22 protein-coding genes are annotated in these 21,845 nt (G+C 64.4%); 10 read left to right on the top strand and 12 right to left on the bottom strand.

What is annotated here, in order from left to right; genetic code table 11:
• Positions 1-29 precede the first annotated feature (29 nt).
• Entirely contained in the window at positions 30-188 is a 159-nt protein-coding gene (locus tag B9A23_RS22745; RefSeq protein WP_011444689.1) for a hypothetical protein, read from the top strand.
• Positions 189-387: 199 nt separating this feature from the next.
• Complete coding sequence (locus tag B9A23_RS07405; RefSeq protein ID WP_084278211.1) at positions 388-2,736, top strand: putative bifunctional diguanylate cyclase/phosphodiesterase; 2,349 nt, start codon at positions 388-390, stop codon at positions 2,734-2,736.
• A 4-nt stretch (positions 2,737-2,740) separates the two neighbouring features.
• Here the strand turns inward: B9A23_RS07405 and purQ are convergent, their stop codons facing one another.
• Together purQ and purS are read right to left on the bottom strand one after the other, a co-directional pair.
• Complete coding sequence (purQ, locus tag B9A23_RS07400) at positions 2,741-3,418, bottom strand: phosphoribosylformylglycinamidine synthase subunit PurQ (RefSeq protein WP_084278210.1); 678 nt, start codon at positions 3,416-3,418, stop codon at positions 2,741-2,743.
• Positions 3,419-3,435: 17 nt separating this feature from the next.
• The gene (gene purS, locus B9A23_RS07395; protein ID WP_084278209.1) at positions 3,436-3,669 is read right to left on the bottom strand and encodes a phosphoribosylformylglycinamidine synthase subunit PurS; all 234 of its coding nucleotides are present in this window, start codon (positions 3,667-3,669) and stop codon (positions 3,436-3,438) included.
• 396 nt (positions 3,670-4,065) lie between these two features.
• Here purS and B9A23_RS07390 point away from each other — a divergent pair, with 396 nt between their 5' ends.
• Positions 4,066-4,677, top strand: a complete 612-nt coding sequence (locus B9A23_RS07390; RefSeq protein ID WP_084278208.1) for a TetR/AcrR family transcriptional regulator — start codon at positions 4,066-4,068, stop codon at positions 4,675-4,677.
• Between the two features lie 67 nt (positions 4,678-4,744).
• Here the strand turns inward: B9A23_RS07390 and B9A23_RS07385 are convergent, their stop codons facing one another.
• Positions 4,745-7,591, bottom strand: a complete 2,847-nt coding sequence (locus B9A23_RS07385; RefSeq protein ID WP_084278207.1) for a M16 family metallopeptidase — start codon at positions 7,589-7,591, stop codon at positions 4,745-4,747.
• A 112-nt stretch (positions 7,592-7,703) separates the two neighbouring features.
• On the bottom strand, positions 7,704-8,489 hold the full coding sequence (purC, locus tag B9A23_RS07380; protein ID WP_039332937.1) for a phosphoribosylaminoimidazolesuccinocarboxamide synthase: 786 nt from the start codon (positions 8,487-8,489) through the stop codon (positions 7,704-7,706).
• A gap of 225 nt (positions 8,490-8,714) precedes the next feature.
• Between purC and B9A23_RS07375 the strand changes: the two genes are divergently transcribed.
• The 6 genes from B9A23_RS07375 to B9A23_RS07350 are packed head-to-tail and all read left to right on the top strand — an operon-like array spanning position 8,715 to position 14,331.
• Positions 8,715-9,140 carry a ketosteroid isomerase-related protein gene (locus B9A23_RS07375; RefSeq protein ID WP_084278206.1) on the top strand — a complete coding sequence of 142 codons (426 nt, stop codon included), beginning with the start codon at positions 8,715-8,717 and terminating at the stop codon, positions 9,138-9,140.
• Positions 9,137-9,724, top strand: a complete 588-nt coding sequence (locus B9A23_RS07370) for a GNAT family N-acetyltransferase (RefSeq protein ID WP_084278205.1) — start codon at positions 9,137-9,139, stop codon at positions 9,722-9,724. Before B9A23_RS07375 ends, B9A23_RS07370 begins: the two co-directional genes overlap by 4 nt.
• Positions 9,718-10,614, top strand: coding sequence for a carbon-nitrogen hydrolase family protein (locus tag B9A23_RS07365; protein ID WP_084278204.1), 897 nt, complete (start codon positions 9,718-9,720; stop codon positions 10,612-10,614). The genes B9A23_RS07370 and B9A23_RS07365 overlap by 7 nt, the downstream gene beginning before the upstream one ends.
• A gap of 45 nt (positions 10,615-10,659) precedes the next feature.
• The gene (locus B9A23_RS07360) at positions 10,660-12,864 is read left to right on the top strand and encodes a dehydrogenase E1 component subunit alpha/beta (protein ID WP_084278203.1); all 2,205 of its coding nucleotides are present in this window, start codon (positions 10,660-10,662) and stop codon (positions 12,862-12,864) included.
• Entirely contained in the window at positions 12,857-13,870 is a 1,014-nt protein-coding gene (locus B9A23_RS07355; RefSeq protein ID WP_084278202.1) for an acyl carrier protein, read from the top strand. The genes B9A23_RS07360 and B9A23_RS07355 overlap by 8 nt, the downstream gene beginning before the upstream one ends.
• Positions 13,867-14,331: a low molecular weight protein-tyrosine-phosphatase gene (locus B9A23_RS07350; protein ID WP_084278201.1), complete on the top strand. Its 465-nt coding sequence runs from the start codon at positions 13,867-13,869 to the stop codon at positions 14,329-14,331. The genes B9A23_RS07355 and B9A23_RS07350 overlap by 4 nt, the downstream gene beginning before the upstream one ends.
• 1 nt (position 14,332) lies before the next feature.
• Here B9A23_RS07350 and B9A23_RS07345 read toward each other — a convergent pair whose 3' ends face one another.
• Positions 14,333-14,575: a hypothetical protein gene (locus B9A23_RS07345; RefSeq protein ID WP_084278200.1), complete on the bottom strand. Its 243-nt coding sequence runs from the start codon at positions 14,573-14,575 to the stop codon at positions 14,333-14,335.
• Positions 14,576-14,631: 56 nt separating this feature from the next.
• Here B9A23_RS07345 and B9A23_RS07340 point away from each other — a divergent pair, with 56 nt between their 5' ends.
• Positions 14,632-14,844 (top strand): hypothetical protein, encoded by a 213-nt coding sequence (locus B9A23_RS07340; RefSeq protein ID WP_084278199.1) that lies wholly within the window; start codon positions 14,632-14,634, stop codon positions 14,842-14,844.
• Positions 14,845-14,847: 3 nt separating this feature from the next.
• On the opposite strand, the gene B9A23_RS07335 is transcribed toward B9A23_RS07340, so the two are convergent.
• The 7 genes from B9A23_RS07335 to B9A23_RS07305 all read right to left on the bottom strand — a co-directional run bounded on the left by B9A23_RS07335 (position 14,848) and on the right by B9A23_RS07305 (position 21,818).
• A complete protein-coding gene (locus B9A23_RS07335) occupies positions 14,848-15,621 on the bottom strand; it encodes a DeoR/GlpR family DNA-binding transcription regulator (RefSeq protein ID WP_084278198.1) in 774 nt (257 codons plus the stop codon).
• Between the two features lie 21 nt (positions 15,622-15,642).
• A complete protein-coding gene (rhaT, locus tag B9A23_RS07330; RefSeq protein ID WP_084278197.1) occupies positions 15,643-16,716 on the bottom strand; it encodes an L-rhamnose/proton symporter RhaT in 1,074 nt (357 codons plus the stop codon).
• A 19-nt stretch (positions 16,717-16,735) separates the two neighbouring features.
• Positions 16,736-17,881: an FMN-dependent L-lactate dehydrogenase LldD gene (gene lldD, locus B9A23_RS07325; RefSeq protein ID WP_084278196.1), complete on the bottom strand. Its 1,146-nt coding sequence runs from the start codon at positions 17,879-17,881 to the stop codon at positions 16,736-16,738.
• Positions 17,878-19,293, bottom strand: a complete 1,416-nt coding sequence (locus tag B9A23_RS07320) for an FGGY-family carbohydrate kinase (RefSeq protein ID WP_254895039.1) — start codon at positions 19,291-19,293, stop codon at positions 17,878-17,880. The genes lldD and B9A23_RS07320 overlap by 4 nt, the downstream gene beginning before the upstream one ends.
• 66 nt (positions 19,294-19,359) lie before the next feature.
• Entirely contained in the window at positions 19,360-20,412 is a 1,053-nt protein-coding gene (locus B9A23_RS07315; RefSeq protein WP_254895038.1) for an NAD(P)H-binding protein, read from the bottom strand.
• Positions 20,396-20,755, bottom strand: a complete 360-nt coding sequence (locus B9A23_RS07310; protein WP_084278195.1) for a response regulator — start codon at positions 20,753-20,755, stop codon at positions 20,396-20,398. Before B9A23_RS07310 ends, B9A23_RS07315 begins: the two co-directional genes overlap by 17 nt.
• Positions 20,733-21,818 carry a sensor histidine kinase gene (locus B9A23_RS07305; protein ID WP_176217912.1) on the bottom strand — a complete coding sequence of 362 codons (1,086 nt, stop codon included), beginning with the start codon at positions 21,816-21,818 and terminating at the stop codon, positions 20,733-20,735. Before B9A23_RS07305 ends, B9A23_RS07310 begins: the two co-directional genes overlap by 23 nt.
• Between the last annotated feature and the right edge of the window lie 27 nt (positions 21,819-21,845).

The following is a 21,845-nucleotide window of genomic DNA, read 5'->3' as shown; positions in this document are numbered from 1 at the left end:
GCCTCGAAGATCCAAGAAGGAGACCCACCATGGCTGAACCTGCACGTGCCCGCGCGGTCCTCTCGACCGAGGACTTCAAGCTGATCCGCGAAGCCGTACTGCACTATCTGAAGGCAATCGAGGACCAGCCCGAATCGGTCAAGTTCTCGAACCTCTACCACCGGCTTGGCAGCGCACTGGGTCGTTAACTCGAAAAGACGTTAACGCGTCGCACTGCCAGACACGACCTTTCCTGGGGAGGAAAGTCCGGCCCGTCGCGCCTCGAACGAGGCGTGGCGGGCCTTTTCGATGATGCCTCGCCGTCGCGACATGTTCCGGACTGCAAGGGTTTTGCTTACGATTGAATAATCAAATGTCGGTAATCCTCGGCCGGTGACCACGCCGCCCATGCCTTCTATCGATTCATCTGCAGCGCGTCTGCCGATCCTGGCTGTCATCGGGCTTCGCGACCCGGTGGAGGGTGACTGGGGCAGGCTTCGCGGTCTGCAGTATTGCAGCCTGGCGCGTCTCACTTTCGCGCGGCTTCTTGCTCATGCCCTGGCATCGCTGCTGGTCATGCAGATATTTGCAGCCACGGTCAGCCCGTTTCTGCTGGTTGGCTGGATGGCTTTGCTTGTGGCGGTGCTGATCAGCGGTGCCCGTTTCGACCGCACCCTGATCGATGCCGACAAGCGCCGCGTCACGCGCCAGGAAGTACATCGCCAGACGATCAGCTCGCTGTGCACCGCCGCGGTGTGGAGCGTGCCCATGTTGGTCTTTGCACCCTTTGCCGAGCCGGCGGTGCGCATGACCTTGTGGACTGTCATGGCGATGCTCATGGCCGGCATGGCCGTGACCTTTGCCGCCATGCCTCTGGCCACGGTGACCTTCTCAGGGATCGTCGGCCTTTCCGCAGTCCTTGTCTTCCTGTTCTCCGGCGAATTCACGGCAGCCGCCGTTGCTGCCGCTTTTGTTGCGATCGTCTCGGTCGGGGGCATCGAAGCGGCGAGGACGTTTCTTGGTGCCAGACTTGCCGAGGCGGGAATGGCAGAGAAGTCCGAAGTCGTGTCGCTTTTGCTGCGGGAATTCGAGGAAGGCGATGCGGACTGGCTGTGGCAGATCGATGCCAACCGCCGCGTACGCTCGGTTTCGCCGCGTTTCGCGTTCGCCTTGGGCGAGGACCCGGAGGATGTCGACGGCAGGCCCCTGATCCAGCTCATCGCTGGAGCGGCTTGGGATTCAGGGCATTTCCACTCCAGTCTTCATGACCTTGCCGAACGCCTGAAGCGGCGCGAGAGCTTCTCCAACCTGCTGGTCCGCGTGACCCTGCACGGCAGTCATCGCTGGTGGGAACTGTCCGCCTCGCCCAAGCTTGACGAGAACGGCACGTTCATCGGATTCCGGGGCGTCGGCTCCGACGTGACAGAGCAGCGCGAAAGTGCCGAGAAGATCGCCTATCTGGCCCGCTATGACACGCTCACCGGTCTGCCCAATCGCCTGATGCTGACCGAAGCGCTCGGCAATGCGATGGCCTACGCCGAGAAATGGCGTACGCATTGTGCGTTCATGATGATCGATCTCGACCGCTTCAAGGCGATCAATGATACCCTGGGGCATCTCGTCGGTGACCAGATGCTGGCGCTCGTTTCAGAACGTCTCCGCGTGATCATGCGCGATGACGAGGTTTGTGGACGTCTGGGTGGCGATGAATTTGCGGTCGTCATCCGCGACGCCGCCGATCTGGACCGTGTGACCGAACTGGCTGACGCGATCATTTCGACGCTCTCGCAACCCTACCAGATCGATCACCACGTCCTCTACGTGGGCGCCAGCGTCGGATCAGCCATCGCGCCGCGCGATGGCAACTCGGTCGAGACTTTGCTGCGCAATGCCGATCTGGCGCTTTATCGCGCCAAGGATGAGGGCGGGGGGCGGCATTGTACCTACGAGCCGTCGTTGCACGCCCATGCAGAGGAGCGGCGCAAGCTCGAATTCTCGCTCCGCCATGCGCTCGAACGCAACGAGTTCTCGCTGATGTACCAGCCCGTCGTCGATGCGACGACCGAGCAGGTGCAAAGTTTCGAGGCGCTGTTGCGCTGGACCAGCAAGGAGCACGGTTTCGTCAACCCCGTGAAGTTCATCCCACTGGCCGAAGACACGCGCCTGATCGTGCCGATTGGCGAGTGGGTTCTGCGAACGGCGTGTGCCGAGGCGATGCGCTGGCCCGACCACGTAAAGATCGCGGTCAATGTCTCGGGCGAGCAGTTGCTGGACCCGTATTTTGCCGAAACCGTCGTCGGTGCCCTGGCAACCACGGGCCTTTCGCCACACCGGCTCGAGATCGAGGTCACCGAAAGCATCTTCGTTCGCGATGGCACCACCGCACAGATGACGCTCGAGAACCTGATGGGCATCGGCTGCGGGGTCGCGCTCGATGACTTCGGGACCGGCTACTCGTCGCTGGGCTACCTGCGCAAGATGCGTTTCTCGACGATCAAGGTCGACCGCAGCTTCGTGCAGGGGGCGGCCAAGGACAATCCCGAAAGCCTGGCCATTGTCCGCGCGGTGGTGGCGATGGCCGACGCGCTGGAGATGTCGACGACAGCCGAAGGCGTGGAGACCGAGGCCGAACTGGCCTGCATCCGCCGTCTCGGCGCGAAGAAGATCCAAGGCTACTACTTCGGTCGCCCGATGAACGCCGTGGACGCGCTAGCGCTGTTCAATCAAAACGGCTTGCGCAACCGCAAAGCCGGTTGACCACTCAGGCGGCGACGAGGCCGCGCACAACGCTTTCGAACAGGGCGCGCCCATCGGAGCCGCCCTGCGCTGCCTCGATCATGCGTTCCGGGTGCGGCATCATGCCGAGCACGTTGCCGCGATCGTTCAGCACGCCGGCAATGTTGCGGGCCGAACCGTTGACGGCTTCTGCATAGCGGAACGCCACGCGACCTTCGCCCTCGATGCGGTCGAGCGTGGCATCGTCGGCGAAATAGTTGCCGTCGTGGTGCGCAACCGGGATCGTGATCTGCTGGCCAGCGTCATAGCCCGCCGTGAACAGCGACTGGTTGTTTTCGACCGTTAGCGCCACGTCGCGGCAGACGAAGCGGATGCCGGCGTTGCGCATAAGCGCGCCGGGCAGAAGGCCCGCTTCGGTCAGCACCTGAAAGCCGTTGCACACGCCGAGCACGGTCACGCCGCGCTCGGCCGCGCGAACCACGGCCTGCATCACCGGCGAACGTGCCGCCATCGCGCCCGAGCGCAGGTAATCGCCGTACGAGAAGCCGCCGGGCAGGGCGATGAAATCAAGATTGTCGGGCAAGTCGGCATCGCCGTGCCAGACGCGATGGACCGTGCCGCCGCAGACCTGCTCGATCGCAACCGCCATGTCGCGATCGCAATTCGAGCCGGGGAAGGTGATGACGGCAGAGGTGAAAGCCATGGCGCGGGTTCCTAAGCTCAGGCGGCCTTTTCGATGCGATAGTTCTCGATCACCATGTTGGCGAGGAGCTTGGAGCACATCTCGTCGAGCGCGGAGTCGGTCGTGCTGTCAGCCACGTCGAGTTCGATGACCCGTCCGGCTCGCACATCGTTGACGCCATCAAAGCCAAGACCTTCGAGCGCGTGATGGATGGCGCGGCCCTGCGGATCGAGCACGCCGTTCTTGAGGGTGACAATGACGCGGACCTTCATCGGCGTGGCCTTTCGGAACCTGAATGCTGGAGAATCTTGGCGCGCCTATGCAACGCAGGGCAGTGAAGAGCAAGGGACTAGATCGGGGGAGGGGTTTACGGGGTTTACACTGTCCAGAGAAAATACCCCGCAGCACGGCGATGCGCACGATTTCCCGCCCCTATCGGAACGATTGAACGAGCGTTGCAATGGCCTAGCGCGGATTGCTTAAGTAGGAAAACGATCACGCATCAGCGCGCAGGCTGGGTTACCATAAGCTTGCCAAGGACAGGTTAGTGTCCATTCGGTGGCAGGTGCGGCAGAGCCGATACTTCTCGCACCCCACGCGCAAGGTTCCTCGTGCCTGCCACCGCTTTTCCGCTTCATTATGACGCATGTGTCAGTTATGCTTAGCGCATGCCACGCGTGACCCCAGCCGACCGGCGCGACCGGATCCTTGAAGCCGCTCGAGAAGAGTTCGCGGAGCGCGGCTTTGCTGCTGCCAAGTTGGAAGATGTCGCCAAGCGGGTCGGAATCAGCCGCGCGGCGCTTTATCTCGCGTTCGACAGCAAGGAAGCGATGTTCCGCGCGCTGGTATCGGAGGTCATCACCGAAATGATGCCGAAGCTGTTGCCGAGCGACTACGGCACGCTGCCGGCGCCGGCGCTGCTTCGGGCTTTCCTGAAGAACGCGATGAAGCGCATCGCCAGCCCCGAAATGGCGTTCCTGCCCCGCTTGATTGTCGGCGAGGGGAGAAATTTCCCCGAACTGGCGCGGTTCTACCACGAAACCGCGCTGATATGTGTCCTAGGAGCGATCGAGCGGCTGATCATACACGGCGTGGAGCGTGGCGAGTTTTCCTGCGCCGATCCCAAGATGGCGGCGCGCAGCGCAGCTGGTGGCGTAATCTTCGCCGCGCTGTGGCGCAATGTATTCGAACCGGTCGGGGCCGAAGCGCTCGACATCGACTGGATGGCCGAGAACCACGCGGGCCTGATCCTTGCCGGCCTGCGCAAGGCTGCGAACTGAAGCCACCGCCGCGCCCGCCGGGCGTGCTGGGGACGGTGGCGATCAGGCGATATCAGGAAACCGTCGCCTAGCGTACAGGGGCTGCTGCTCCCTCCGGCAGCACCAGGATCTGCACCGCCTGGTCGGGCGCGAGATAGCGGCGGGCGATGGACTGCAGATCGGCAGCTGTCAGCTTTTCAAGCCTGGCGCGGGCCGACTGCGCGCGGGCGAGACGGTCTGGCTGGGTCTGGGCACGTTCGGCAAGGGCACTCCAGCCGCCATTGCTCTTGAGCGCGTTGTCGATGCGTTCGAGCATCGGGGCGCGGGCGCGCTGCAGGATGTCGGCGTCAACAGGTGCGGCGATGAGGTTTCGCGCGGTGTCCTCGAGAGCGGCGCGGGTGGCGGAGACGTCGGCAAGATCGACCGAGGCGTTCATGGTGAAGGTGCCATAGCCGGTCCAGACCCGGCTCAGCGCCGAGGATGCGCCAGGACTGTAGGCCTTGCCGAGGTTTTCGCGCACGCTGTCGAGCACTTCGATGCCGGCGACCTCGGCCAGGAGCGAAAGGGCCATCGCTTCTTCCGGGTCGCGATCATCGCGGGTGGGCCAGGTGTAGCGGACGATCGCCTGATTTGCCTCGCCGGTGTGTCGGACGATCTGCAGGCCGCGCCTTGCCGTGAAGCTGCGCTTGCGTTCGGCGGTATAGGGACGGAAGCCGGCTTCGCGGGTCGGGAGCGCACCGAAGGTCCTCGCCACAGCATCGATGGCAGCAGCTTCATCGATGTCGCCGACGATGGAGATTTCGAGCGCACCTCGGGCGAGGCGGTCAGAGATTGCCTGCTTCAGCTTGTCATAGCCGAGTACGGCGTAGGCTGATTGCGGTTGCAAGGTGAAACGCGGGTCGTTGTCGGACAGGATGCCGCCAATGCTGTTGGACAGGGCAGCGCCCGGGCTGGAGCGCAGGCGGGCGAAGAAGTTGGCGATGTTCTGGCGGTAGAGCACTTCGCCTTCCGCCCGGTAGCCGGGATCGGTGAGCAGCGCGGCGAATAACTGCAGTTGCAGCGCCAGGTCGCGTGGGGTGGTGGTGGTATCGGCGGAGAAGGTGTCTCCGCCAGCGCCCAGTCCGAAGGCGACCGAGCGGCCCGCGAGCAGGGTCTGCAGGTCGTCCTCGCTGTGCTTGGCCAACCCCCCGCGGGCGAGGACGCCGGTCATCTCGGTGGCGAGAGGATCGGCCTTGCTGTCGAGCATTTCGCCGCCATCGAGATTGAGGCGGACGTCGATGCGGTCCTTGGCAAGATCGGTGCGCTTGAGGTTGAGGCGGACGTTGTTGGCGAAGCGGATCTGGCGGATGCCGTAGAGCGGTTCGACAGCGTCCGAAACCACCGCGCCGGTGGGGCCAAAGTCGGTGTAGGCGAAGGGGACAGGCGCAGGGACTTCGCCGGCAGGAGCCTTGGCGCGGGTGGCCTTGGCCCATGTGCTGCGGAGCGCTTCTTCGCCGCCCTTGGGTGCGGCGCGGCCTTGGAAGCGGATCAGCGGGTCCTTGAGCGGGACAGCTTCCTCTTTCAGGGCGGCAAGGACGGTTTTTGGCGTGATCGTCGGCGCAAACTGGCTGAAGCGCGCGAGGCCTGATTGCGGCGTGGTCGGCACCTGATCGTCGCGGATCAGGGCGAGCGCTGCAGAGACCAGCGCGCCGTGGCTGCGCGTGTCGGCCCCGGCGGCGGCGTTTTCGAGGCCGGTGCGGATGTCGGCCAATTGCTCGTCGATCTCGGGCTGGGTGAAGCCGGTGCCAAGTGCACGGGCATAGACCCCGGCAGCAGCGGCAAATCCGCGCTGCCAGCCACCGTCGACCGTATCGACGATCAGGTTGGTGGTGCGGCCGATGTGGAAAACCTCGCTGGTGCCGAAGCCCGCGCCGCGGAACGGCGGGTCAATGGCGCGGCTCAGGCGGGCAAGGCGGCGGTTGACGACGCCGTAGCCGATCTGGCGAAGGAGGTTGCGGCGGCGGTTGGCGATGGTGTCGGGTTCATCCAGCCACGGTCCGTGGCGCGAGGCGGTCACGCGCTCGGACAGCGAGGGATCGAGGTGGATGTCAGCCCTGGCTTTCTGCTTCGGTTCGACCTTGCCCTCGTCGGGGCGCGGGGTTTCGGGCTTTGGCTGCCAGTCGGCAAAGCGGGTGCGGATGGCCTGTTCAATCGCTTCGGGTTCGAAATCGCCGACGACGATGAGCGTGGTTTTCGAGGGCAGGTATTCGCGCGCCCAGAAGGCTCGAAGGGCGTTGGCGGTGGCGGCGTTGAGCGTTTCGACCGTGCCGATGGGCAAGCGCCTGGGGTAAGTGGCCGTGGGGTAGAAGAAGGCAAGCTGGTCTTCGAGATTGGTGCGGCTCCAGCCTTGCCCGTCGCGCAGTTCGGACAGGACGACGCCGCGTTCGCGCGTGACGGCTTCGGGATCGAACTTAAGTTCGCTTGCCGTCTCGCGCATCAGCATGAGGGCGGTATCGAGCAGTTTCGGATCGTTGCGCGGCAGATCGAGCATGTAGAGTGTCTGCTCGAAAGATGTCTGCGCATTGGTGTCGGCACCGAAGGAAAGACCACTGCGTTCGAGCAGCTTGACCATCTCGCCTTCGGGCACGTGGGTCGATCCATTGAAGGCCATGTGCTCGACGAAATGGGCAAACCCGCGCTCGTCCTCGCGCTCGTCAAGCGATCCGGTGGCGACGTCCATGCGGACTTGCGCAGTGCCGGCAGGCGTGGCGTTGCGGCGGATGATGTAGCGCAATCCGTTGGGCAACTGGCCATAGCGGTAGGCAGGATCGGGGGGGAGGTCGCTTTGCTGGAACGCCCAGGTGGGTTTCGGCGAGCTGGTTACGCTTGAAGGCTGCGCGGCGCAGGCGGCGAGGGTGAGGGCGGCGGCGAAAGGGAGCAAGCGGTGAAGAGACATTGCCAGCGGGTGTGCCCGGTCGGTGCTGAACGCGCAATGAGGAGTTGGGGCAAACAAAAACCCCCTCCGTTGCCGAAGGGGGTCTTCGTGTTTCTAAACGGGGCCTGAAGCCTTACTTCTTCCCGCGCAGCTTGCGGTGTGCGCCAAGGTCGAAGACTTCGCTCGGGCCGCCGTCGTTTTCGAGCAGGCCGAGGCGGCGGGCCACCTCCTGATAGGCTTCCTCTTCACCGCCGAGGTCACGGCGGAAGCGGTCCTTGTCGAGCTTTTCGCCGGTGGTCATGTCCCACAGGCGGCAGCCGTCGGGGCTGATTTCGTCAGCCAGGATCACGCGGCTGTAATCGCCGTCCCAGATGCGACCGAATTCGAGCTTGAAATCGACGAGGCTGATGTTGATCGCCGCGAACATCCCGCAGAGGAAATCGTTCACGCGGATCGCCATCGAGGAGATGTCCTGCATTTCCTCGTTCGATGCCCAGCCGAAGCAGGCGATGTGCTCTTCGGCGATCATCGGATCGCCCAGCGCATCGTCCTTGTAGTAGTATTCGATCAGGGTGTGCGGGAGCGGCTCACCCTCTTCAATGCCGAGGCGCTTGGAAATGGAACCGGCGGCGATGTTGCGCACGACCACTTCGATCGGGATGATCTCTGCCTGGCGCACGAGCTGTTCGCGCATGTTCAGGCGGCGGATGAAGTGGGTGGGGATGCCGATATGGGCGAGGCGCGTGAACACGTACTCGCTGATGCGGTTGTTGATCACGCCCTTGCCGTTGATCGTGCCGCGCTTCTGCGCGTTGAAGGCAGTGGCATCATCCTTGAAGTACTGGATGATCGTGCCCGGTTCGGGGCCTTCGTAAAGGATCTTGGCCTTGCCTTCGTAGATCTGGCGGCGACGGGACATGATGACGTCTTCCTGCACGGCGCCGGGCAGCAGCCCGGCCAGAATACAAAACCCCGGCATCGCGTTGGAGGCGAATCCATCGCAAGCGCCGGGGCGTTCTTGCCGCCCATAGGCGAACATGCGCCAAAGTGCAATTCCGCGCAGGGCTGCAATGGAGCCTTGCAGGGCGGAGTGCTGGAATGGCGCGATCAGGGGCGCTAGACCGGCGGCAAAGGAGATCTGCCGATGACCAGTCCCGCCGCCCGTACCGATGCGATTGCCTTGCTTGCCCGTTACTACGCCGCTTTCAATGCGCGGCATTGGGATGGCATGCTGGAATGCCTGAGCGAGGATGTGGCGCACGACATCAACCAGGGCGAGCGCGTGACCGGCAAGGCGGCCTTCGCCAAGTTTCTCGGGCACATGGAGCGCTGCTACAAGGAGCGGCTTGAAGACATTGTGTTGATGGCCAGTGAGGACGGCACTCGGGCTGCCGCAGAGTTCGTTGTCCATGGCGAATATCTGGCGACCGACGAAGGCCTGCCGGAAGCGAATGGGCAGACTTACGTGCTGCCAGCGGGGGCATTCCTTGCCATCGAGGGCGGCAAGATCTCGCGGCTGACGATGTATTACAATCTGGCCGACTGGACGACGCAGGTGGTGGGCGAATGAGCGTATCGGTCCGGCCGCTGACCGGTGGCGAGATTGCGGCGGCGTTGGACGATCTGGCGCGGCTGCGGATAAACGTCTTCGCGGCCTATCCGTATCTCTATGATGGCGATGCGGCCTATGAGGCGCAGTACATTGCCGAGTACGCGGCGGCGCCGGGTGCCGTGCTGGTAGCGGCGTTCGATGGCGCCCGGATCGTCGGCGCGGCGACGGCCGCTCCGATGATGCACCAGAAGGCGGAGTTTCGGGCGCCGTTCGAGACGCGCGGCATCGATACTGCGCGGCTGTTTTACTTTGGCGAGAGCGTGTTGCTGCCGGCGTATCGGGGGCAGGGCATCGGTCACGCATTTTTCGACCAGCGTGAGGCGCAGGCGAAGGCTTGCGGGGCAAATGCGGCGTGCTTTGCTGCAGTGGTGCGGGAGGACGATCATCCGGCGCGGCCTGCGGACTACACTCCGCTCGATGCGTTCTGGGCGCGGCGGGGCTATGCCGTGGTGCCGGGTCTGACCACGCATCTGTCATGGAAGGAACACGGCGACGAGGCCGAGAAGGTGAACATGATGCAGTACTGGATGCGCCAATGGTAAGCTTCACCGTCGCTGCCGCGCAGTATCCGATCGACCGGCTGGCGAGCTGGGATGCCTATGAGGCCAAGCTGACGCGATGGGTGGAACAGGCTGCGGCGGCGGGGGCCTCGCTCGCGGTCTTTCCCGAATATGGGGCGATGGAGCTGGCCAGCCTCGATCCTGCGACGATGGGCGATCTGGCGGGTTCCATCGAGACCGTCTCGGCCTTGCTGCCGCGTGTCGATGCGCTTCATGCCGAGTTGGCGGCGCGGACGGGGATGCACATTCTGGCAGCATCGGCACCGCGCAATGATGCTGACGGGCGGTTTCGCAATGCCGCGCGGCTGTTTGCGCCCAATGGCAAGTCCTCGGTGCAGGACAAGCTGGTGATGACGCGGTTCGAGCGGGAGCAGTGGAACATCGCTGCGGGTGCCACGCTGCGGGTGTTCGATACGGCGCTCGGGCGGCTGGCGGTGTCGATCTGCTATGACAGCGAGTTTCCGCTGCTGGCGCGCGCCTGCGTCGAAGCCGAAGCGGAAGTGCTGCTTGTGCCTTCGTGTACGGATACGCTGCACGGTTACTGGCGCGTGCGGATCGGCGCGCAAGGGCGGGCGCTGGAGGGGCAATGCTATGCGGTGCACTCGCCGACGGTGGGCGAGGCGGCGTGGTCTCCGGCGGTTGACGAGAACCGCGGCGCAGCTGCGGTCTATGGTCCGCCCGATCGCGGGATGCCGGAGGACGGCGTTGTAAAGGTGGGCGTTGAAGGGGTGGCGCAGTGGGTCTTCGCCGAGATCGATACCGCAAAGGTGGCCGAGTTGCGTGCTGATGGCGGCGTGCTCAATGCGCGGCACTGGATGGAGCAGCCGGGGGCACTGGCCTTGCCGCCGGTGGAGGTCGTGGACTTGCGCTAGGCCTGCGGCTATCACGCGGGTTCGTTACGAGGGAAACCATCCGCAATGTCGCTTGATGCCGCCGAGCAGGTCCACCGGCAGTTCCTTGATGCACTGGAAAACGGCACGGCGCGCAGGCGCTCGAACCTCGGGCTGAAGGATGTGGGGCTGAAGCCGGAGCGCGCGGCGGCGCTTTTCCGCTCTCAAGCGCTGTCGCGCCAGCTCGACCGGATGAGCCGGAAGCTGCAGGCGCGGGGCGAGGGATTTTATACCATCGGCTCCTCTGGCCACGAGGGCAATGCGGTGCTGGCCGAAGTGCTGCGCGTGGATGACATGGCGTTCCTCCATTATCGCGATGCCGCCTTCCAGATTCACCGCGCGCACCGTGTGCCGGGAGAGAACCCGGCGTGGGACATGCTGCTGAGCTTTGCCGCCAGCGCCGAGGACCCGATCTCGGGCGGGCGGCACAAGTTGCTGGGATCGAAGCGCCTGTTCATCCCGCCGCAGACCTCGACCATCGCCAGCCACCTGCCCAAGGCGGTGGGGGCGGCGTTCTCGATCGGCATTGCGCGGCGGATGGGCTGGAGCGAGACGGTGCTGGCCAAGGATGGTGTGGTGTTGTGCAGCTTCGGCGATGCCAGCGCCAACCACTCGACCGCGCTGGGGGCCATCAACACCGCATGCTGGGCGGCGTTCCAAGGCACGCCGATGCCGATCATATTCCTGTGCGAGGACAACGGCATTGGTATTTCGACGCGGACACCGCCGGGGTGGATCGAGGCGAATTTCTCGGGGCGGGCAGGATTGCACTACATCGCCTGCGACGGATCGGACCTCGTCGACACCATGCGCGCGGCGCGGGAAGCGGAAGCGATGGCGCGGCGGCAGCGCAAGCCGGTGTTCCTGCACATGAAGACGGTGCGGCTCTACGGACATGCCGGGAACGACGTGCAGCTGGCCTATCGCAGCAAAGACGAGATCCGCGCCGAGGAAGAGCGCGATCCTTTGCTGGCGAGCGCGGCGCTGCTGATCGAGGAAGGGGTGATGTCGGCGGCTGAGGTCGGCGCGGTCTATGACGAGATCGAGGCGACGCTCGAGCGGCAGGTGGAGCTGGCGATCCGGCGGCCCAAGCTGCCCGATGCCGCAGCGGTCATGGCCAGCATCGTGCCGCCCAGGCGTGAGGGCGTGACGCGCCCGATGGCCTCGGCGCAGGATCGCGCTGCGCTGCTTGCGGACGACGCCGCTGCGCTCGAAAAGCCGCATCACATGGCCAAGCTGATCAGTTGGGCGCTGGCCGACCTGCTGCTGCAATACCCCAATGCGATTGTCTGCGGGGAGGACGTGGGGCCAAAGGGCGGGGTCTATGCCGCGACGCAGAAGCTCCATGCACGGTTCGGTTCGGCGCGGGTAATCAATACCTTGCTCGACGAGCAGGCGATCCTCGGGCTCGCGATTGGTGCAGCCCATAACGGGCTGCTGCCGATGCCCGAGATCCAGTTTCTCGCCTATGTTCACAACGCCGAGGATCAGATCCGTGGCGAGGCGGCGACGCTGTCGTTCTTCTCGGACGGGCAGTACACCAATCCAATGGTCGTGCGTATCGCCGGGTTGCCATACCAGAAGGGCTTTGGCGGGCACTTCCACAACGATAACTCGCTGGCGGTCTTCCGCGATATTCCGGGCGTGGTGCTCGCCGTGCCGTCGAACGGGCGCGATGCAGTGGCGATGCTGCGCGAATGCGTGCGGCTGGCGCATGAGGAGCAACGTGTTGTCGTGTTCGTGGAACCAATCGCACTCTACATGACGCGGGACCTGCACGAGCCGGGGGATGGCTTGTGGTCAAGCATCTACCAGCCTCCCGGGGACGGCGAGATCGCATTTGGCGAGATTGGCGTTGCGGGCACAGGCAATGATCTTGCCATCGTGACCTATGGCAACGGGTTCTACCTTTCGCTGCAGGCGCAGAAGGTGCTGGGCGAGCAGGGCATCGCGGTCCGGGTGATCGATTTGCGCTGGCTGGGGCCGATGAACGACGACGCTGTGATCGAGGCTGTTGCGCCTTGCTCTCGCGTGCTGGTGGTCGACGAATGCCGCATCACTGGTGGGCAGAACGAGGCGCTGATGGCGCTTCTGGCCGAACGCGCGCCGGGCAAGGCGATTGCGCGCCTGGCGGCGACGGACAGCTTCATTCCGCTGGCGCGCGCCGCCACGCACACCCTGCCGAGCCGCGACGACATTGTCGCCAAGGTGCTGGAGATGGTGTGTGGCTAAGGAAACCGTCCTTGTCGTCTGCCCCGGACGCGGCACCTACAATGCACCGGAACTCGGCTACCTGCAGCAGCACCACGCCGGGGCTGAATGGCTGGCGCGGTTCGATGCGATGCGGGCCGAGGCGGGCAAGGAGAGCTTGTCGGCCCTGGATGGGGCGGCGAAATTCACACCGGCGCACCTGCGAGGCGACAATGCCGCACCCTTGATTCACGCCTGTGCCTATCTCGACTTCCTCAGGATCGACCGGGAGCGGTTCGAGATCGTCGCGGTCACCGGCAATTCGATGGGCTGGTATACGGCGCTGGCCTGCGCGGGGGCAGTCTCACCGGAGCATGGCTTTGCCATTGCCGATGGCATGGGGATCAATTCTCAGCGCCACGAGCCTGGAGGGCAGGCGGTGCTGGTGCTTGCCGGGGAAGACTGGACCGTTGATCCTGCGCTGCTTGCCGAGGTGGAGGCGGCAATGGCGCGCCATGGCGTGCTCCCCTCGATCTGGCTGGGCGGTATGCTGGTGGTAGCGGGGCCGGTGGCGGCGCTCGATGGGTTCGAGAAGGGTTTGCCGACGCTACCGCGACCGCCGATGCGGCTCGCCGGGCACGGGCCGTTCCACACCCCGCTGATGCAGGCAAGCAGCGATGCTGCGAAAGAGCAGTTCCCGGTTGAGTGGTTCGGGCAGCCACAGGTTCCGCTGATCGACGGGCGCGGAAAGGTATGGCGACGGTTTGAAAGCAATCGCCGGGATCTTTGGGACTATACCTTCGCCCACCAGATTCTGCAGCCTTACGACTTTACCGCTGCGATGACCGTGGGCATCCGCGAATTTGCGCCTGATCGCGTGGTGCTGCTTGGCCCCGGCGAGACGCTGGGCGGGGCGATCGGACAGGTGCAGATCGCTCTGAAATGGCTGGACATCACGTCACGAAGCATGTTCACTGCGCGGCAGGGAGAGGATCCGTTCCTGATTGGCATGGGGAGGCCCAGCCAGCGGAGTATCGTGATCCCGTGAGTCAGCCGTCAATACTGTTCGTCTGCCTTGGAAACATCTGCCGTTCACCTCTCGCCGAGGCGGCGCTGCGTGCGCAATCCGTGGCGGCGGGCGTGGCGATGACCATTGACTCGGCCGGGACTGGCAACTGGCACGTTGGCCGCCCGCCCGATCCTCGCGCGCAGGCGACCGCACAGCGCCATGGCCTCGACATTTCGCGCTATCGCGCACGGCAGGTCGTTGCCGAAGACTTCCATCGCTTCGGGCATGTCTTCGCGCTCGACCAGCAGAACCTCAAGGACCTGCGCCGGATCGAGCCTTCGCGCCACATAGCCGAAGTAGGGTTGCTGATGGACCTCGTGCCCGGTCGCAAGGGGACGGCGGTGATCGACCCCTATTATGGCGACGAGGAGGATTTCGAGCAGGCCTGGGCCGATGTCAGCATGGCGGCGGAACGGCTGGTGCAGCGCTACCTGCGCTGAATCAGGCGCCGAGCGCTGCAGTGATGCGGGCCTCGGCGGCTGAGGCTTCATCGATCAGGGCGCGCAAGGTTGCAGCCGTGTCCTGCATCAGCCGTTCGGAAATGAGCTTTTCACCGGTGACGAAACGCCGGATCGCGCGCTCGTCGATGCCGAGGCGCCTGCTCGCTGCAGTCGTGCCGCCGAGCACCTGGATGCAGTGGGCGAAATGTTCGGACAGTTCGGCGTCGGTGAACGGGGCGGTCATCTTTTCTCTCTTGAAGGAATTGGCTGGTGCGGATTCTGTGCCCTATAGGCGGCCAGATGGACATTGAAACGGACAATCCGGACGCCGAAGCCGCATTGAGCAGACCGCAACGGCGATTGCTTCGACGGATCTACAACGGGCGGACCGTACCGATCGAGGTGGATGGCAAGCCGTTCCTGACGTTCAAGGACGCCAGCCGCTATCTTCTGGCGCTCGCTCCGGACGAGCGCGAAGCCGCTTATCTGCAGATGCGCGCTCAGGCGAAGTAGCGACTAAACCACCACCAGCTTCACCCCGGCATCCTGCAGGGCCTTGGCCATTTCTGGCGTGATGCCGGTATCGGTGATCACGATGTCGATCTCGTCCAGCCCGCAGACGATGGTACCTGATTGGGTGCGGAACTTGCTGCTGTCGACCAGCAGGATGACTTCCTCGGCGCGGTCGATGAGGCGGCGTTCGGCGGCGACCAGCACCGGGTCGGCCTGCATCGCGCCTTGCGGTCCGATCGCGGCGGCACCCATGAACAGGCGCGGGGCGTGGAAGCGTGGCATCGATTCCTCGCCGGCGGGGGCAAGGATGATGTTCTGTTCGCGGAACACCGCGCCCGATGGCAGCAGGATGCGCGTGCCGGCCTGGGGCAGCAGCGCGTTGACGATGTGCAGCGAGTTGGTCAGCACTTGCAGCCCGAGCCCGTCAAGGTGGGGGCACATCTGCAGCGTGGTGGTGCCGCCATCGATCATGACACCTTCGCCCGGCTGGCACAGCGCTGCTGCTGCCTTGCCGATCGCCTGCTTTGCGCCGAGGTTCTGGGTGATGTTCTGGTCGAACGAAGTGCCCATCAGGCGCGGGCCGCTGGCGTCGTCGCCTTCGGGCAGCTTGGCCCCGCCGTGGATGCGGACGATCTGGCCGGATTCCTCCAGCCGCGTCAGGTCACGCCGGATCGTCGCCGGTGAGGCATCGAGCAGCACCTCGAGATCGCGATAGCTGACGAAGCCCGTTGGCCGCAGCGCCTCGAAGATGCGTCTTTCCCGTTCTGCCGCGTGCATGATGCCCCCTGAATTCGGCGCTTATGCACTCGCCTGCAGCATGTTGCCAGCGCCGATAACGATGGTCGAGCCGACCAGCAGGCCGATCCCGGTCCACACCAGCGCGCGGGTACGCGGGGAGGCACCTTTCCATTCCTTGAGCGCGAAGCCCCACAGCGTGGAAAACAGGATGATCGAGGCCATGTGCAGCGTCCACGAGGAGAAGCCGTATTCGCCCATCTGGCTCTCGCCCATGGTGTAGAAGAAGAACTGGCCGTACCACAGCGTGCCGCCGAGCGCGGCGAGCAGCCAGTTGGCAAGCAGGTTGGGGCGCTCGCCGGGTTGCGCCTCAGCCGAAGGCGCGCCGAAGAACTGGCCGAAGCTGCGGTTCTTCGCGATCAGGTAGGCGCACCATAGGGCGTTGGTGGTGAGGCCGCCTGCGAGGACCACGCACAGGACCGGCAATCCCTGGCTCAGCGGGTCGGTGCCCGCTGCCAGCGTCAGGTCGCGGATTGGCTGGCCTGCGGCAAGGCCCCAGGCAAAGCAGCCCGACATCACGCCCGAGAAAGTCGCGATCAGCAGTCCCTTGCGCAAGTTGAACTCGGCCACGCCTTCGGAAGCCTCGCCGCCGAGGTCCGCTTCCTTGGCATTGCCGGCGCGGGCAACGACGATGATGCCGGCCAGCGTGATCACGATGCCGAGCAGGGTCAGCTTGCCGCTGGTGGTGGCGGCAATGGCTCCCAATGTGCCGTCGAAGATGGGCGGGCCCATCGTGCCGATAACGGTGGTCAGCCCCAACGCCACGGCCATGCCGAGCGAGAGGCCGAGGTAGCGCATGGTGAGCCCGAAAGTCAGCCCGCCAAAGCCCCACATCGCGCCCCAGAACCAGCACCACATCAGCGTTCCGCGCGGGGTGGCCGAAAGGACGGCGAGGAGGTCCTTCGTCTGGATCCAGGCGAACAGCCACGGCGCGATCAACCAGGAGAACAGACCGCCTGCCAACCAGAACACTTCCCACGACCACAACTTGATGCGCTTGTACGGTACATAGAAGCTGGCCGAGGAGAAGCCCCCGATCCAGTGAAAGATAACGCCCAGCAGCGGGTTCGCGCCCATCGGTTCCTGTCCCTTGTTCTTATGATTTGACGAGTATCGAGCGGTCGATCTCGCTGATGTTCTTCACGCCGGTCAGCGTCATGGCGACGCGCATCTCGGCCTCGATCAGGCGCAGCATGTGCTCGACGCCCTGCTGTCCTTGCGCCGCCAGCGCGAAAACCCATGCTCGGCCGAGCAGCACCCCCTTGGCCCCCAAAGCGAGCAGGCGCACGACATCGAGGCCCGAGCGCACGCCGCCATCGGCCAGCACGGTCAGCCGATCGCCAACGGCCTCGGCAATTGCGGGCAGGGCGCGTGCTGTAGAGGGCACGCCGTCGAGCTGGCGACCGCCGTGGTTCGACACGACAATGCCGTCCGCGCCGAGGTTGGCCGCTTCCACCGCGTCCACGGCATCGAGCAGGCCCTTGATGACCAGCGGCCCCTTCCATTCCGAGCGGATGAAATCGAGATCCTTCCACGAGATCGAGCTGTCGAAATTCTCGCGCATCCAGGCGAAGAAGTCCTCGATTCCGGTCTTGCCCTGAAGCTTGCGGATTACGTTGCCAAGGCCATGCGGGCGGCCCATCACGCCGACGTCCCACGCCCAAGCCGGCTTCATCGCCCCCTGCAGCGTGCGGCGCAGCGCGCCCTTCATGCCCGACGCTCCGGCAAGGCCCGAGTGATAATCGCGATAGCGGCTGCCCGGCACCGGCATGTCCACCGTGAACACCAGCGTCGAGCAGTTCAGCTCGACCGCTTCCTGCAGCAATTCGCGCATGAAGCCGCGGTCGCGGGTCATGTAGAGCTGGAACCAGAACGGCTTGCTCGCGGCCTTGGACACTTCGGAGAGCGAGCAGGCCGAGACGGTGGAGAGAGTGAAGGGGATGCCAGCCGTTTCCGCTGCGCGCACTGCCTGGCATTCGCCGCGGCGCGCATTCATCCCGGCAAGGCCGATGGGGGCGAGGGCAACCGGCAGTTTCAGCTTCTGACCGAACAGTTCGGTGGAAAGATCGAGGCCTGACACGTCGCGCAGCACGCGCTGGCGCAGGGCAATGTCGCGCAAGTCCTCGACGTTCCGCTTGAGCGTCGTCTCGCTATAGGAACCGCCGTCGATGTATTCGAACAGGAAGTGCGGCAGGCGGCGTCGGGCGAGTTCGCGGAAATCGGGGATGGAGGCGGCGATCATGCGGCGGTTCTCTTGTGCGATGCGTCGATCTCGGCGTGCCAGCGGTTGCGATAGGTGTCGAGATCGCCGTCCAGCGGTTGCACACGCACCAGTTCACCTTGCGGCTTGAGCGTGGGATCGAGAAGTCGCAACGCGCCGAACGACACGTCGTTGTGCGCATTAGCGGTATATACTGCCGTATCGGGTCGCAGCGCGGCTAGCGCACGGACAAACACTTCGGCCTCGGCAAAACGCCCTTCTACGAGCAGACGCTCGGAGGAGCCGATCAGGTCGAGCGCGGTGTCTGCGACCAGCGCGGCGTAGAGACAGGCGGCAGCGCGGCGTTGGTACCAGTCTTCCGGGCGGTTGATCCACTCGAACGTGCCGTGAGGAAAGGGCCCGAAGCCCCGCATCAGCGTGGGCAAGATCATGCGGGGATAGCGCAGCACTTCAGGCACTGCCGCCAGCAGCGCGGGCTGGTCGGGCTTGATGTCCACCCGGCGCGTGTCGATCTCGATCAGCGTCTCGATCTCGCGCCCGCCCATGAAGCGCGCTGAAGGCACTGCGCGGCCATGGACATCTACGTTGACGAGGCAGTCTCGGGCTTCGGGCAGGTTGGCCGTTGCGACCGTTGCCGCAGGCAGGCGCATGCCGATGAACCATGTGCCGGTGGAAAGGACCGTGGCCTCCTCGTCGGCGATCTCGGCAAAGCCGCGAGCGGCAAGCAGCGCGGCGTTGGAATCGTGCAAGCCCGCCAGAACCCTGACGCTGGGCGAGAGGCCGGTGCGGGTGGCAATTTCGGGGTGCAGCGTGCCGGAGATATCGCCTGCGCGGACAAGCGGGGCAAAGCGCTCTGCCCAGCCCAAGCGCTTGGCCATGGGTGAGAAGTCCGCCGTCTGCGGGCACCACAAGTCCGAATGACAGCCCAGGCTGGTCACTTCGCTGACCGCGTTGCCGGTGAGAAACCAGGCCCAGTATTGCGCCCATGGCAGGAGCGTGGCGCGGGCCATGTCTTCGGGTGCAACACTTTCCATCCACCAGAGCTGGCTACCGAAGTTGAGGCCGTCTGGCAGCGCCGGGGAGCCGGTGAGATCGAACGTATCGCGCTGCGCACGGTACTGCGCCAATATCGCTGGCGGCAGCGCCTGCTCGTAATCGAAGGGTGGAAAGGCCAGCTTGCCATCGACCAGCGCGACCACGCCGGCGCCGTGGCCGACAGGTATGATCGTCTCCACCCGGGCGTGGGCGTAGCGGCCCATCGCCTCGACCAGCCAGGTGCCGATTGCTGTTGCGTCAAGCCGGCGGATGCCGCTCGCTTCGAAAGGCGCGTTTGCGCGCACCTGACGGTCGAGCATGGTCCCGCCTGCATCCCACAGGCTGACTTTGCTCAGCGTCTTGCCAAGATCGACGACGATGGTTGCGCCTGAAGCCAAGCGCTGTCTCCCAAATGATTTCGAAACGATCAATAGCGATCAAATATGATCGTTTCCAGTAGAAATTCAGAACACGGCGTGATCGCCGCGATCGACCGTGACACGACCCTCGATCACCGCCTGGTAATGGTCGATCAAGGTCTCGCTACCGGTTGAGGGTGTGGCGTCGGCATCGTATTGGCCGGTGGCCGGGTCAAGGACCAGCATGGATTCGCTGGCGTAGTAGCGCCCGATCCGCGCAAGTTCGGCCTTGACGGCAAGGGCCGGTACGACCCTCGCAGCCAAGCGAAGCATTGCGGCGATCACGTCGAGCAATTGCAGCGGCACCGAACGAAAGCGCGGCGCCATGCCAAGGAGTGAGAACAGCGCTTCGCCCTGTTGCCGAGGCGTTAGCGCATCGCCGGGGCCGCCGATGGGCAGGATGCGGTTCCAGCGATCCTCGCATGTCAGGCAATCAGCGATGTAGGCCGCAAGATCGCCGTCGCTGATCGGCTTGCAGGCGGTCAGATTGCCGTTGCCGAAAATCAGGAACGGGCGGCCTGCGCGCACGCGGTCAATCTGGCCGGACAGCGACTTGAAGAAGGCAGTCGGGCGGACGATCGAATAGCGCAGCCCCGATGCGGCAAGTTCGGTTTCGAAGGCGAGCTTGGCCTGTTGGAAGGCAAGGCGCGGCTTCTGCACGCAGAGCGCAGACAGGAGCACAAAGTGGCCCACGCCCGCAGCCTTTGCCGCAGCCAGCGCATTGCTGTTGAGACGATAATCGACCGCCCAGGCATCGTCAGGCGTGCCGGTTCGCGATGCAAGGCATGAAATGACCGCAGCAAAACGGTGTTGGCGCAGCACAGCGGCAAGATCTTCGGCCGACGAGAGCGGCGAGACAATGACCGTGCCGAGTGCCTCGAGCGATTTGTCGGCCTGACGCGTCAATGTAACGGCTCGAATGCCCCGGCGACAAAGCTCGGTGAAGACGGCGCGGCCGATTGTCCCGGTGGCGCCCAGAACGCAGACTTCGGCAGGCGCATCGTGATCGCAGGTCAGGCCCATCGCCCGACACTTGGCCAAAACCTCGGCCCGATCAAGCGCGGCTTCCGATCGGATGAACTTAGCTGCCGCCTCCAAGCAGCGCATCGACCATGTCGACAAGCTGGTTCATCCGGTATGGCTTGGGCAGCATGCGTTCGCGTTCGGTAAGTGGTCTAATCTCGGTCGAGAACCCGGACGAATATACGACCGCCAACGAAGGCCGGAGGCGGAGAGCCTCTGCTCCCAAGGCCCAGCCATCGAGCGCGCCGGGCATGCGAATGTCGGTCATCACGAGGTCGAAAGGCTGCTGCCCGAGCAGGATCTGGTATGCGCTGTCGCCGTTTTCGGCTTCGGTTACGTCGTGCCCCGCATCGGAAAGTTCATCTGCTGCGAGTTGCCGCACCAGGAATTCATCTTCAACCAGCAAGACGCGCGCCATGGGCCTCCCTTTCCGTCGACAGGAAAAGCCTGACTGTCGTTCCAGTTCCGGGTGAGGACACAATTTGCATGCGGCCACCAATCTGGTGGAGAAATCCGTAGACCTGGCTCAAGCCTAGACCGCTGCCCGAGCCTATCGGCTTCGTGGTGAAGAAGGGCTCGGTCGCCTTGGCCAAAGTTGCTTCGTCCATGCCTGCTCCTTCGTCGCGCACGACGATTTCCACTTCATTATCGAGGTTGCGCGCCGCGATCTCCACCTTTCCGCCAGCGGGCAGCGCATCACGAGCATTGAGCACGAGGTTGAGCATGGCGTTTTCAAGCTGGTTACGATCGGTGAGGACAGGGTGGAGGTCGTCGGCGATGTCGAGGGTGATGTCGATATTCTCGCCAGAGGCCTGCGCCAGCAAGTCGCGCGTGCCTTCCAGGATAGGGGCGACCTCCTGCAGCCGCACCTCGAGCGGGCTTTTGCGGGCAAAGGCGAGCAATTGCGCGGTCAGTGCCCCGGCGCGATCGGACGCGGTCAGGGCATTGGCCAGATTGCGTGCGGCTGGCGTGCCTTGGGGCACCGCACGCATGGCACGCTCGATATTCCCTGCGACGATCAGCAGCAGATTGTTGAAATCATGCGCTATCCCGCCGGTCAGTTGTCCGAAGGCTTCCATCTTCTGGGACTGGCGCAACTGTTCTTCAGCATGTGCGCGGGCTTCAGCCTCGCGGACAAGTTCGGCGTTGAGGCGCTGCAATTCAGCGTGTGATGGCATGGCCAGGATTTTGGGCACGATCGGCCAGATGAGGATTGCGGTCGCTATCGACACCACCGCCGTGAACGCCTTGGCGATACCCTCGAGACCGTAGGCCGGCACCCACAGCACCAGGATCGAGATGAAATGCGTGGTGCCGCAAGCAAGGATGAACGCCGCAAACAGGACGATCACCCAGTTGAATTCGATCTGCCGCCTCTTCAGCACGAGCCAGGCCAGCGCGACGGGTATCGAGAAGTAGGCAAGGCCGATGACGGCATCAGAGATGACGTGGAGCGCCACGAGCTGAGGTTGCCACAGCAAGCAAAAGCCATGGGGCGGCAAACCCGT

The organism is Novosphingobium sp. B1, from assembly GCF_900176395.1.
Lineage (GTDB): Bacteria > Pseudomonadota > Alphaproteobacteria > Sphingomonadales > Sphingomonadaceae > Novosphingobium.
Note: the sequence above shows the minus strand (reverse complement) of the source record. Positions and strands in the feature narration are given on the sequence as shown.

Excerpts from the sequence above, each read along its gene's own strand:
- B9A23_RS07335 (WP_084278198.1), bottom strand. The coding sequence starts at position 15,621 with ATGCACGCGGCAGAACGGGAAAGACGCATCTTCGAGGCGCTGCGGCCA.
- B9A23_RS07390 (WP_084278208.1), top strand. The coding sequence starts at position 4,066 with ATGCCACGCGTGACCCCAGCCGACCGGCGCGACCGGATCCTTGAAGCC.
- rhaT (WP_084278197.1), bottom strand. The coding sequence starts at position 16,716 with ATGGGCGCGAACCCGCTGCTGGGCGTTATCTTTCACTGGATCGGGGGC.
- B9A23_RS07365 (WP_084278204.1), top strand. The coding sequence starts at position 9,718 with ATGGTAAGCTTCACCGTCGCTGCCGCGCAGTATCCGATCGACCGGCTG.
- B9A23_RS07360 (WP_084278203.1), top strand. The coding sequence starts at position 10,660 with ATGTCGCTTGATGCCGCCGAGCAGGTCCACCGGCAGTTCCTTGATGCA.
- B9A23_RS07345 (WP_084278200.1), bottom strand. The coding sequence starts at position 14,575 with ATGACCGCCCCGTTCACCGACGCCGAACTGTCCGAACATTTCGCCCAC.
- purC (WP_039332937.1), bottom strand. The coding sequence starts at position 8,489 with ATGTCCCGTCGCCGCCAGATCTACGAAGGCAAGGCCAAGATCCTTTAC.
- B9A23_RS07405 (WP_084278211.1), top strand. The coding sequence starts at position 388 with ATGCCTTCTATCGATTCATCTGCAGCGCGTCTGCCGATCCTGGCTGTC.
- B9A23_RS07370 (WP_084278205.1), top strand. The coding sequence starts at position 9,137 with ATGAGCGTATCGGTCCGGCCGCTGACCGGTGGCGAGATTGCGGCGGCG.
- purS (WP_084278209.1), bottom strand. The coding sequence starts at position 3,669 with ATGAAGGTCCGCGTCATTGTCACCCTCAAGAACGGCGTGCTCGATCCG.
- purQ (WP_084278210.1), bottom strand. The coding sequence starts at position 3,418 with ATGGCTTTCACCTCTGCCGTCATCACCTTCCCCGGCTCGAATTGCGAT.
- lldD (WP_084278196.1), bottom strand. The coding sequence starts at position 17,881 with ATGATCGCCGCCTCCATCCCCGATTTCCGCGAACTCGCCCGACGCCGC.
- B9A23_RS07385 (WP_084278207.1), bottom strand. The coding sequence starts at position 7,591 with ATGTCTCTTCACCGCTTGCTCCCTTTCGCCGCCGCCCTCACCCTCGCC.
- B9A23_RS07340 (WP_084278199.1), top strand. The coding sequence starts at position 14,632 with ATGGACATTGAAACGGACAATCCGGACGCCGAAGCCGCATTGAGCAGA.
- B9A23_RS22745 (WP_011444689.1), top strand. The coding sequence starts at position 30 with ATGGCTGAACCTGCACGTGCCCGCGCGGTCCTCTCGACCGAGGACTTC.
- B9A23_RS07310 (WP_084278195.1), bottom strand. The coding sequence starts at position 20,755 with ATGGCGCGCGTCTTGCTGGTTGAAGATGAATTCCTGGTGCGGCAACTC.
- B9A23_RS07375 (WP_084278206.1), top strand. The coding sequence starts at position 8,715 with ATGACCAGTCCCGCCGCCCGTACCGATGCGATTGCCTTGCTTGCCCGT.